The following is a 12463-nucleotide window of genomic DNA, read 5'->3' as shown; positions in this document are numbered from 1 at the left end:
TAATTATGGTTTGTGTTTTTTTACTGCCAATTTTCTAAATGTATATAGAAATTATCGAAATTTAATTTAAAAAACTTGTGATTTTCAAATTATTACAGTTAATTTGCTCGTTTTTTTACTTTAACATATTCTTGCTTTTGGCTTAGAATAGGAAATAAAAAGAATACGAATCCAATAAACAAATGCTTTAAAAATTAATTATTTGAATGTTTTTTACTTTTAAATTTTTTAGAAAGAAGCAGAGAGTATATACCAAAATAGAAAGTCATATTTATGGTATTATTATCGAGCTTTTAAAAGTGGCCAGTACCGACATCAATGTTGATGAATTGGGTGGAAAGTATTATTTGAGTAACGAAGAACAACATTTTAAAGTTACTATTTTGAGCAACGATTATGTGATTAGATTGACAAATACACATGATTCTGTTGCCGAAAAATATGATAAGCTTTTCGTAGAAGATGTTTTAAGAGCAGTAAAAGAAGAGAAGCATCGCCGTATGGAAGTTGTTTATGATTCTATTACAAACAGCATCGAAAAAATGGCCGAGCGCTTGCACAATAGACTTATTGAGTCGAATGAACAAGAAAGCAAAGCCGTACGACGTTTAGAGACTAAACACATTAAGGGCAAAAGAGCTAATTAATTAGTTTTTTGATTTGATTTATAGAATCATTTCTTCATAAGTTAAAATAGTCTCGTATCCTTTATTAGAGAAATACTCTTTCGGATTTTCTTTAGAAACTACCATAACAAAATCGCCGCCCCAAGCCCCTAGACTTTTAATTACGCCATTAAAATCTGGAAAAACAGCCTCTTTTATAGTCTGCATTTCTAGGATTCTACTCAAATGAATTTCGTGTTTTTGAACTGCCGAAGCAAATTCTTTTAATGTTTTAGCATGAAGAATGGCGTTTGTGATTTTGTTGTTTTCTTCAACGCTATCTGCTAAACGATTACTTTTGTGATTGTTGTAAGAATAAATGGCAGATTTGCTATTTTGCTTTTTATTCAAATAAACAAAATAAATATGCTCTTTAAAGTCAGGGTTAAATTCGACTTGTTGAACAAAATTATCTTTGATTCGATATAAAACTGGTGTGTTGTTTTGTGCGCAGGCAATATCGTAACCACTTCCGCCGAAACTGTTATTTAGTAACGTAAAAGCATTGGTTTCTGTCCATTGCGCGATATTATTTATAAGAGTTGAAGAAGTTCCTAATCCCCAGTTTTTTGGAAAACTCAAATGTGTACTCACTTTATATCCTTTAGCAGTATCTATGAATTTTGGGTTCAAAGTATAAGCGGCATGAAGAATATTGATCAAAGTTGATTTTACAGTATCAATTTGAGGATCTGAACCTTTTATGACTTCATCAAAAGTAATTGCTTCTTCGAACCATAAATGATTGTCATGATCGTAACTTTTCCATTCAATTTGTCTGCCTTCTAGTTCTTCAATTACTAAATCCTGACCAAATTTTGTCGGTAACGCAAAAGCATCTGCTCCATCCAAAACAAGATATTCGCCCGCAATAAAAAGTTTTCCGTTACTGTAAAAGGTTGTTGACATACTTGTCTCGATATTATTATATAAATTCCTAAGATTTTAAATTCCAAAAATTAACATTGGAATTTAAAATCTTAGGAGTTTATCTGATTGATTATTTTCTTAAATTTTCAATAAATTCTACTACGGCGCTGTGAGAAACGGCTGTTTTTTTGAAGTGCGTTTTAATTAAATGACGCTCTTCATCTGTAGCTTCAAATTGATTGATAATATTATTAAGGTGCATTTTCATGTGACCTTCTTGAATTCCTGTTGTAGTTAACGAACGTAATGCTGCAAAATTTTGTGCTAGACCTGCAACGGCCACAATTTCCATTAATTCTGTAGCGGAAGGTTTTTCTAAAATTTCTAAACACAATTTAACTAATGGATGTAAAGAGGTTAAACCGCCAACTGTACCAACTGCAAGCGGAATTTCAAGCCAAAAAGTAAAAATTCCGTTTTCGATTTTTGCATGAGATAAACTCGCATATTGTCCATTTCTAGCTGCATAAGCGTGAACACCAGCTTCTACAGCTCTAAAATCATTTCCTGTTGCTAGAATTACAGCATCAACACCATTCATAATTCCTTTATTGTGCGTAACCGCTCTAAAAGGTTCAACTTCTGCAATTTGAACGGCTTGAACAAAACGTTCTGCAAATTCTTGAGGATTATTTATATGTTTTTCTGCTAATTCCTCGATTGGGCAAGAAACTTCGGCTCTAACAAGGCAATGAGGCACATAGTTAGAAAGGATACTCATTATAACTTCTAGATTTTCACCATTTTGGCATAAGTCAGAATTTTGAGCTTCTTCTTTTAAAGTAGTTGCAAATTGCTCTAAACAAGAATTTATAAAATTGGCACCCATGCTGTCTTTTGTTTCAAAAGTAGCATGAAGCTGATAGTAATTTTCAAGGAGACTTCTTTTGTCTTTTAGTTTAATATCTAAAATTCCGCCGCCACGCTGCTGCATGTTTTTGGTAATGCTTTGTGTTTCAGAAAAAAACTTTGGTTTTATTTCGTCAAAAAACTGAGTTAGTTTTTCTGCATCTCCACTATAAGTAAAATGAACCTGACCGATTTTTTCGGTATTGATAATAGTAGCTTTAAATCCGCCTCTGGTTGACCAATATTTTGCTGCTTTAGAAGCTGCAGCGACAACAGAACTTTCTTCGATTGCCATCGGAATAGTTTTGTATTTTCCATTGATCAAAAAGTTAGGAGCAACTCCAAGTGGGATGTAAAGGTTTGTAATGGTGTTTTCTATAAATTCATCATGAAGCTGCTGTAGCTTTTCGTCTGAATTCCAGTAATTTCTTATAATATTTTGCGCCTCTTCAGGGGTCGAAAAATATTCATTTGCAATCCAGTTAATTTTTTCTTTTTTGGATAATTTAGAAAATCCGGCAACAGCGTTGTTCATTCTCAATATATTAAATAATAATGTTGCGGCAAAGATACTATTTTAAGAGTTTTGTTTGCAATGTATTTTGAAGATCAAAATACGCAATCGTTATTTTTTTTAACATTTAACACTTAAAATGTGTATTATGTTTATTTTTTTTATTAAAATTGGGCTCTTTTTATATTTAAAATAATTCTAATGAATACAAGTAAATTTACTGCAGTACTTTTATTTTTAACTGCGGTCGTTTTTGGGCAGCAGAAAATAACTGTCGAAAATGTTTTTAGCGGAACTTTCCGGGCCAAAGGGATGGATGAGCTGCAATCGCTAAAAAATACTAATCAATATACTGTTTTAAATGTTGATATGGCGAGCAGAAGCATGCAGATTGATTTATACGATTTTGCAACGCTGAAAAAAGTATCAAATCTTATCGATACTAAAAACTACAAAGAACTTGCCGACGGAATTGACAGCTACACTTTTGATGCTTCTGAAAAAAAGATCTTAATTGCTTGTAATTCATCTAAAATATTCCGTCACTCTTTTACTGCAGATTATTTTCTTTATGATATCGCAGGAAAATCTCTGACTAAACTTGTTGATTTTCAAATTCAAGAACCAACATTTTCACCTGACGGGACTAAAATTGCTTACGCGAAAGAAAACAACTTATATATTTATGATGTTGCTTCAAAAAAATCGACTGCTGTAACAACAGACGGAAAGAAAAATGCGGTTATAAACGGTATTACTGACTGGGTTTACGAAGAAGAATTTGCTTTTGTACGTGCATTTGACTGGAGTAAAGACAGTAAAAAACTTGCTTACATTCGTTTTGACGAAAGCCAAGTTCCAGAATTCTCAATGTCAATTTTTCACAAAGATTTATACCCAAAAATTGAAACTTTCAAATATCCTAAAGCAGGAGAAAAAAACTCTGTAGTTTCATTACATATTTATGATGCTTCTGGAAATGCTTCTAAAAAAGTAGATTTAGGAAACTACAATGATTTCTACATTGCAAGAATGCAGTGGACAAATGATGCAAACGTGCTTTGTACTCAAGTTTTAAACCGTCACCAAGATAATTTAGATTTATTGTTTGTTGATGGTAATACAGCTACTGCAAAAGTGGTTTTAAATGAAAAAGATAAAGCTTACGTAGATATTACAGATAATTTGACTTTCTTAAAAGATAACAGTTTTATCTGGACTAGCGAAAAAGACGGTTTTAACCATATTTATGTGTATGATAAAAACGGAAAACTTAAAAATCAAGTTACTAAAGGAAACTGGGAAGTTGTTTCTTACTACGGTTTTGACGAAAAAACAAAAACTATTTTCTACCAATCTACAGAAAATGGTTCGATTAACAGAGATCTTTACAGAATTGGTTTAGATGGAAAAAATAAAGCGCGTTTGTCTTCTAAAGTAGGAACAAGTGCAGCGACTTTTAGCCCAAATTTCCAATACTTTATCACTACTTTCTCAAGTAATACACAGCCTACAACTTATACTTTAAACGAGGCTAAAACTGGAAAAGAAATTCAAGTTATCGAAAACAATCAAGCTCTTGCTGATAAATTAAAAGCGTATAATCTTCCTTCAAAAGAATATTTCGTTTTAAAAACAGCAAAAGGAAATGAGTTGAATGCTTGGATTTTAAAACCGAAAGATTTTGATCCTTCAAAAAAATACCCTGTTTTCATGTTCCAATATTCTGGTCCAGGATCACAGCAAGTAAACAATCAATGGAATAATTCTAACGATTACTGGTTTCTTTCTTTAACACAACAAGGCTATATCGTAGCTTGTGTTGACGGAAGAGGTACTGGTTACAAAGGAGCTGATTTCAAAAAAGTGACTCAGAAAGAATTAGGAAAATACGAAGTTGAAGATCAGATCGATGCAGCAAAAGTAATTGGTGCTTATCCTTATGTTGATGCTTCAAGAATTGGAATTTTCGGATGGAGCTACGGTGGATTTATGGCATCTAACTGTATTTTCCAAGGAAATGATGTTTTCAAAATGGCAATTGCAGTTGCTCCAGTTACAAACTGGCGTTTTTATGACAGCGTTTACACAGAAAGATACATGCAGACTCCACAAGAAAATGCAAGCGGATACGATCAAAACTCTCCAATCAACCATGTTGACAAATTGAAAGGAAAGTTCTTATTGATTCATGGTTCTGGAGATGACAATGTTCATGTTCAAAACACAATGCAGATGATGGAAGCTTTAATTCAGGCAAATAAACAATTTGATTCTCAAATTTACCCAGATAAAGACCACGGTATTTATGGCGGAAACACTAGAATTCAGCTTTATAATAAAATGACCAACTTTATCAAAGAAAATTTATAATCTAAATATTTAAACCTAATTAAATAGACAATAATATGGGAGAAACTCAAGTAAAAACTGCGCATCCAAAAGGACTTTGGGTATTGTTTGGAACGGAGATGTGGGAGCGGTTCAATTTTTATGGAATGCGAGCTTTATTGACTTTATTTCTTGTTAATTCATTATTAATGAAAGAAGAGGAAGCATCATTAATTTATGGAGGTTTTCTTGGACTTTGTTATTTAACACCAATGTTAGGAGGTTTTGTTGCCGATCGTTTTTTAGGAAACAGAAACTGTATCATTTTAGGAGGTTTGCTTATGGCAACTGGACAAATGCTTTTGTTTACAAGCGGGAGTGTTTTTGAGTCTAATTTAGGTCTGGCAAAAATCATTATGTACTCTGCACTTGGTGTAATTGTTTTTGGTAACGGATTCTTCAAACCAAATATTTCTAGTATGGTTGGAAGTTTGTACCCAAAACAAGAAAAAACAAAATTAGATAGTGCATTTACTATTTTCTATATGGGTATCAACATCGGAGCTTTCTTAGGTCAGTCAATCTGTCCTTTATTGGGAGATGTTAAAGATGCAGGAGGAATTAGAGATATCCATGCTTTTAGATGGGGATTCATGGCAGCTTCTGTTGCAATGTTGTTAGGAACAGTTCTTTTCTACTTCTTAAAAAATAAATATGTAGTTTCTCCAGAAGGAAAAGCATTAGGAGGACTTCCTTCTAAAAATGATGCTTCAGATTTTGAAGAAGGAGAAGCGCAAACAGCAAACTTTTCTACTAAAGCTTTGATAAGTGCAGCAATTGCATTTATCGTTTTAGGATTCTTTTTTCATTATGTTGTAGGTCAGAACTTGATTTATACCTTAATTTATTCAAGTGGTTTGGCTTTAGCAGGATTAATTATTTCTGATACTTCTTTGACTAAGATTGAAAGAGATAGAATTATTGTAATTTATATCGTTTCGTTCTTTATTATTTTCTTTTGGGCGGCATTTGAACAGGCAGGTTCTTCTTTGACTTTCATTGCCGATAACCAAACAGACAGACACTTCTTTGGTTGGGCAATGCCACCGTCAATGGTTCAAATTTTTAACGGAATGTTTGTGGTGTTTTTGGCAGTTCCATTTAGTGTTCTTTGGGATACTTTAAGAGCTAAAGGAAAAGAGCCAATTTCTCCAGTAAAATTAGCTGCAGGATTAGTAATAATCTCTATCAGTTTCTTTATGATTGCGACTCAAGTTTCTTACATCGGAACTTCTGGACTTTTATTAGTTAAATGGTTGATCTTATTATATTTCTTAAATACATGTGCGGAATTGTGTTTATCTCCAATTGGTTTATCATTGGTTGGTAAATTATCTCCAAAACGTTTTGCATCATTATTATACGGAGTATTCTTCTTGTCTAATGCGTCTGGATATGCATTAGGAGGAACTTTAGGTTCTATCTTGCCAGCAACTGGTGATAAATTTGCAAAAGCAAAAGAACTTGGAATCGATTTACAAGCAGTTTTAGATAAAAAAATAACACTTTCAGCAGACCAATTGGCTTTGTTGGATCATCATCAAATTAGTGCGCAAAATCCAATTTTTGCAGGGTTCGAAATCCATAATTTATATGAGTTCTTTATGGTTTTCGTTGTCTTGACAGGTATTGCGGCAATTTTATTATTTGCTTTAACACCACTTTTGAAAAAATTAATGCACGGTGTTAGATAAATGGAAAACAATATTACTTTAGAAGAAATTCAAAATTTTAAAGGCAAGTACCCAAAACAATTGTGGTACTTGTTTTTGGTTGAAATGTGGGAGCGTTTTTGTTTCTACGGAATGAGAGGAGTTTTAGCTTTTTTTATGGTAGACCAATTAGGTTTATTAGAAGGAAAAGCAAATTTGCAATATGGAGCGATTCAAGCTTTTGTATATGCGTTTACCTTTATTGGTGGAATCTTTGCCGACAAAATTTTAGGTTTCAAGAAATCGCTTCTTTTTGGGGGAATTGTAATGATTCTGGGGAATTTGCTTATTGCAGCTTCACCGCATGATTTCTTTTACTACGGAATAACACTTTCAATCATCGGAACAGGTTTCTTTAAACCAAACGTGTCTTCAATGGTAGGAGAGTTGTATCACGAAAGCGACGGCCGTCGTGATGCTGGTTACGGATTGTTTTATGCAGGGATTAATATTGGAGGTATGCTTGGTGGTGCAATTCCTATTTATTTAGGAAAGAACTATTCTTGGAGTCTTTGTTTTCTTTCTGCGGCAATTGTTATGATAATTGGAGTTATAACTTTTGTTTTAACTAAAAAACATTTAGCGCCAATTGGAAATTCTCCTTTAGAAAACCATGAGCCTAAAAAACGTAATCTTTACGAAATACTTGTTTACGTAGGTTCTTTTGTGGTTATTCCATTAGTTTATATAATGGTTATCGATTCTGATTTTACAGAGTACTTCATGTATACTATGGCAATAGTAGCGTTAGGGTATTTTGCGTACGAACTGATAATGTTAAAGGATGGAAAACAACAGCGAAAACTTTTAGCGGCATTTGTATTCATTTTTGGATATTTCATGTTTATGGCAATTTCTGAGCAATCAGGAGGTTCATTGTCTTTGTTTGCAAAAGACAATTTATCTAACAAGATGTTGTTTTTTCATATTGATCCGAATGTGGTAAATAATAGTATCAACTCATTATATGTTGTTATTTTTAGCCCATTGGTAGGATTGTTATGGATATTTATGGCTAAGCGAAAAATTGAACCTAATACTGTTATTAAGTTTGGTTTATCATTTATTTTGCTTGCTGCAGGTTTCTTCATTTTTTACACTGCCAGATTTTTTGTAAATGCAGATGGATTAAGTTCTCTTGATGTTTTTGCTTTAGGATATCTTGTGTATACGCTTGGTGAATTGTGTATCGGTCCGATCGGAATGTCGGTAATCACAAAATTATCTCCGAAAAGATTGTTTGGAATGATGATGGGATTGTGGTTCTTATCAAGTGCATTTGGTCAGTTTGCCGCTGGAAAATTGGGAGCAGAAATATCTGATGCTAATACAGGAACTACATTAATGTCTAAGCTAATTGCTTACACAGATGGATATTATCAATTAGCGTTGTATTCTTTAATTGCTGGAGTTGTTTTAATTGTTGCAACCCCATTAATCAGAAGGTTAATGCAAGAAGTTAAATAATTATATTGTAAATACTTTTTGCATAAATTTGTATAAAATTCCTCATTATGAAAAAAATACTACTCATCGCTTTGTTTTTAATTGGTGCCATAAATCTTCAAGCACAAGAATTAAAATGGTATACAGATGTTAGAGAAGCAATTACTGTAAGTAATAAAGAACAAAAGCCGATGCTAATGTTTTTTACAGGCAGTGATTGGTGTGGTTGGTGTATTCGTTTGCAAAATGAAGTTTTAAAGACTACTGAGTTTAAAAAATGGGCATCAGATAATGTGGTTTTAGTAGAATTGGATTATCCTAGAGCTGTTGCGCAAACTCCAGAGCTTAAAAGTCAAAACAATGAATTACAGCAAGCTTTCGGTATTCAAGGGTTTCCGACTGTTTTTTTTACAAGCGCAGAAACAAAAGACGGAAGAGTTAATTTTAAAGGTCTTGGTAAAACAGGATATGTTGCCGGCGGACCATCTGCTTGGTTAACTGTTGCAGAAGGAATAGTACATCCGAAGAAATTGTAAATTTCCATATATAAATAATTAAAAGGCCTCTTACACTGTAAGAGGCTTTTTTTGTTTAGTAGGAAAAATTCTTCACAAATTTTAACTGAATTGAGTATTTGGTATTTTATGTTTAGTAAAAAAACACATAATGTATTTTTTGTGCCAATAAAAATTGGATAATTAAAATATAATGTTAATTTCGTCTTGCTAATCTAACCAAAACCAATTTATATGACTAAAAAATTACTTATCCTACTATTTTTTTTAGGTTCATTTATGGCGCACGCACAACTGGCATGGAGAACAAACATGACAGATGCTATTGCTATAAGTAATGACCAGAAGAAACCAATGCTGATTTTATTCACTGCCTCAGGTGTACCAGAAAATCTTCAAAACGAAATCTTTAAAACACCCGATTTTGCTGTTTGGTCACGTGATAACGTGGTCTTGGTAAAATTAGACTTGTCTGATATGAATGCTTCAGATAGTGATCGTGAACAAAATGTAAAATTAAAAAACGCATTTGGAGTTCAAGATCTTCCAGAAGTATGTTATGCTATGGCATCGGTGAGAAAAAACAAAACGACATTTAGTGCTTTAGGAAAAATAGCCTACAAACCTGGTGGAGCAAAAGCTTGGATTGCAGAATCAAATGCAATTTTGCATCCATCAGAATAGACGATTTCATTCGACTTTTATTTTAATTTTTTTTTAGTCCCCTTTCTGTTTTGCAGAAGGGGGATTTTTTTGTTATCAAAACATAAAAGAATTAACGGTTTTTATTAGTGTTTATTTCACATTTATTAAAAAACGCGCTATTTATTGTTAATTTGATTTTAATGCTTAGAAGTTGGTTTTTAATCTCTTAAAATCTTTATTGGATTCATTTTTTTGTATTATTTTAGTTTTATTAACATAACCATAACCCAAATTATATGCCTAAAAAATTACTTATCCTACTATTTCTTTTAAGTCCATTTTATATGAATTCTCAAAATATAATATGGAAAACCGACATTAATGACGCTGTAGCCGCAAGTGTCGAACAAAGAAGACCATTACTTATTTTATTTACCAGCCAAGGGATAAATTCTCAATTGCAAAATGAAATTTTTTCTACTCGTGATTTTGAAGATTGGTCTCGTAAAAATGTCATTTTAGTCAAACTTGATATTTCAGATCCTTCTGTTCCTGACGCAGCTAAAGAGCAAAATTTAAGATTAAAAAATGCTTTTGGCATTGACGAACTTCCCCAAGTATGTTTTTCTCAGGTTACTCAAAGAAAGGACAAAACAAATTTTAACAAACTTGGTCTTATTGGCTACAACTCTTCTGGTGTAAAATCATGGATTTCTGAATCGAATTCAATTTTAAATCCAGAATAAAAACTATAATCTATAATATCCCTTTTCTTTTGTTGAATGAAAAGGGATATTTTTTTTCAGACAACTATTTTTCCAACATTTCTGAATTGAGTTCGAATTTGACCCATCTGCAATAACAATTTTCGGCTGTATATTTTGCAGTAATCGATCCAGATTTATTTTTGAAGTTTGAGTAAGAACTAAAATATCAGGTTTAATTTTTTCTGAAAAAGTTTTAGAGCTGTCAATAATTAGAATTTTGGTGTTTTTAAAATAAAGCACATTTTTAATTGCTTTTATTTTAGACAGCTTAATAGAATTTCCTACTAGATAGGAATTTATATTTCTGTTATTATCAATGGCAGTATCCCTAGTAAAAAGCATAATATTTCTTCCTAATCGTTCAGAAATAAGTGTATTGTTTCTTTCGTTATAGACAATCAATTCTTCTTCCTTTTCAGTTTTTATTTTGGTTATAATAAAGGAAAACTGAATCATAATAATCGAAGCGAATACCAATATAAGTTTGCTAAAGCTTGGTTTTTTTATCCAGATGATTGTGCCAATTATCATGAATGTAAATGCCCATAAATGATAGGAATTAAAGCTAATATCTCGAATAACAAATGAGTCTACAGAAGCTACAGAATGAATCATGAGATTTAGCAAATAAATACTTTTCTCAAAAATTAGTATCATGAATAATGGCAGACTCGAAAATATGGCAATAATCATAACTACAATTCCAGCAATCATAATGAAAGATAAAATGGGAAGTATAATGATATTGGTGACAAAAAATAATCCTGGAAATTGATGAAAATAATAAAGGCATAAAGGTAATGTGCCAATTTGAGCAGCAAAAGAAACTGTCAAAGCTTCCCAAACGTAAATCGTCAATTTGTTTTTTGGTTTGTAAATATTTTTTAAAATAGGCTGTAGCCAAAGAATGAAAAACAATGCGATGTAACTTAATTGAAAGCCAACATCAAATAAGAAATATGGTTCAAAAAGCAATATCAGTAAAATGGAAACTAATAAAGTGTGATAGATATTTCCATTTCGACGTAAATGATTTCCAATTGCTAGGAATGAAAACATGACTACAGATCTTAAAACAGAAGGCGATAAACCTGAAATAATAGCAAAACCAGCCAATGAAATTAGAATACAAGCTAGTTTAAAAAAGGAACCTTTTTTTGTGTTTGGAATTGGTTTGAGTATGAAAGTTATAAAAAGCATTATAAAGCCCACATGAAGCCCAGAAACAGATAAAATATGGGTAGCTCCAGAATATTGATAATCCTGAATAATATCTTGTGAAATCTCTTGCTGTTGTCCTAAAATTAGTGCTAAAGCAACATTCATTTCCTCTTGATTGAATTTTGATTTTTCAAGATTGGAAATTATCCTAGAATGTAGTTTGGCACAGAAATACCAAATGTCTTTTTGAATTGTTTTGCTAACTAAAACCTCTTTTTTCTGGCAATAAATCTGCGCATAGATTTGTTTGTTGGCCAAATATCTGCTGTAGTCAAACTGGTTTGGGTTTTTACTTGGTTTGTTTTGCTGTAAAACCGTTTGAAGTTTGATGCTGTTTCCTACAATCAGATCATTGTTGCTGCTGTCTTTTTGAACATTTACAATTACTTTTCCAGTATAGTTTTTTCCTGAAATCGTTTTTATAAGACCAATGTAGCGATTGCTGTAATCGTTGCTTTTTAATTTTTCTCTAAGAATTAAAGTGATAGATTGTTGCTTATCAAATGCAGATTTACAATGTGTGTAATTGTCTTTTTGAAGGCTTTCAGTGTGGCTTATAATTGTAAAAGCTCCAATGCTAAAGGCTAAAACACAACTCAAAACTCCGAATAGGATGGATTTTTTACTGCGTTGTAAACTCCAAAAGAAAGCGCCACAAAATGCGATAAGGCTTTGCGAAAGCGAAAAAATAATTATCGGAATTGAAAAATCGAGATAATAAGAGGCTATTATGCCAAGGATAAAGGCAATTGTAATTTTTACTAACGGAAAATCTAATACTTTCATGGTTTAAAAGTATCAAATATTT

Annotated in this window: 10 protein-coding genes; 7 read left to right on the top strand and 3 right to left on the bottom strand. The window is 32.2% G+C overall.

Features of this window, described 5'->3' with window-relative positions:
- Window positions 1-299: 299 nt before the first annotated feature.
- Window positions 300-647, top strand: a complete 348-nt coding sequence (locus ACE01P_RS19690) for a hypothetical protein (protein ID WP_379700749.1) — start codon at window positions 300-302, stop codon at window positions 645-647.
- Between the two features lie 18 nt (window positions 648-665).
- Here the strand turns inward: ACE01P_RS19690 and ACE01P_RS19685 are convergent, their stop codons facing one another.
- The gene (locus ACE01P_RS19685; RefSeq protein WP_379700748.1) at window positions 666-1574 is read right to left on the bottom strand and encodes a GYDIA family GHMP kinase; all 909 of its coding nucleotides are present in this window, start codon (window positions 1572-1574) and stop codon (window positions 666-668) included.
- A 91-nt stretch (window positions 1575-1665) separates the two neighbouring features.
- Window positions 1666-2979 (bottom strand): hydroxymethylglutaryl-CoA reductase, degradative, encoded by a 1314-nt coding sequence (locus tag ACE01P_RS19680; RefSeq protein ID WP_379700747.1) that lies wholly within the window; start codon window positions 2977-2979, stop codon window positions 1666-1668.
- A 180-nt stretch (window positions 2980-3159) separates the two neighbouring features.
- Here ACE01P_RS19680 and ACE01P_RS19675 point away from each other — a divergent pair, with 180 nt between their 5' ends.
- From ACE01P_RS19675 to ACE01P_RS19650, 6 genes are all read left to right on the top strand, one after another.
- On the top strand, window positions 3160-5331 hold the full coding sequence (locus tag ACE01P_RS19675; protein ID WP_379700746.1) for a S9 family peptidase: 2172 nt from the start codon (window positions 3160-3162) through the stop codon (window positions 5329-5331).
- Between the two features lie 35 nt (window positions 5332-5366).
- A complete protein-coding gene (locus ACE01P_RS19670; protein ID WP_379700745.1) occupies window positions 5367-7043 on the top strand; it encodes a peptide MFS transporter in 1677 nt (558 codons plus the stop codon).
- Window positions 7044-8528 carry a peptide MFS transporter gene (locus ACE01P_RS19665; RefSeq protein WP_379700744.1) on the top strand — a complete coding sequence of 495 codons (1485 nt, stop codon included), beginning with the start codon at window positions 7044-7046 and terminating at the stop codon, window positions 8526-8528.
- A 47-nt stretch (window positions 8529-8575) separates the two neighbouring features.
- Complete coding sequence (locus tag ACE01P_RS19660; protein ID WP_379700743.1) at window positions 8576-9043, top strand: thioredoxin family protein; 468 nt, start codon at window positions 8576-8578, stop codon at window positions 9041-9043.
- Window positions 9044-9256: 213 nt separating this feature from the next.
- On the top strand, window positions 9257-9706 hold the full coding sequence (locus ACE01P_RS19655; protein WP_379700742.1) for a thioredoxin family protein: 450 nt from the start codon (window positions 9257-9259) through the stop codon (window positions 9704-9706).
- Window positions 9707-9963: 257 nt separating this feature from the next.
- Window positions 9964-10413 (top strand): thioredoxin family protein, encoded by a 450-nt coding sequence (locus ACE01P_RS19650; RefSeq protein ID WP_379700741.1) that lies wholly within the window; start codon window positions 9964-9966, stop codon window positions 10411-10413.
- A 3-nt stretch (window positions 10414-10416) separates the two neighbouring features.
- On the opposite strand, the gene ACE01P_RS19645 is transcribed toward ACE01P_RS19650, so the two are convergent.
- Window positions 10417-12441 carry a ComEC/Rec2 family competence protein gene (locus ACE01P_RS19645; protein ID WP_379700740.1) on the bottom strand — a complete coding sequence of 675 codons (2025 nt, stop codon included), beginning with the start codon at window positions 12439-12441 and terminating at the stop codon, window positions 10417-10419.
- Window positions 12442-12463 lie beyond the last annotated feature (22 nt).

The organism is Flavobacterium sp. HJSW_4, from assembly GCF_042436695.1.
Taxonomy (GTDB): domain Bacteria; phylum Bacteroidota; class Bacteroidia; order Flavobacteriales; family Flavobacteriaceae; genus Flavobacterium.
Note: the sequence above shows the minus strand (reverse complement) of the source record. Positions and strands in the feature narration are given on the sequence as shown.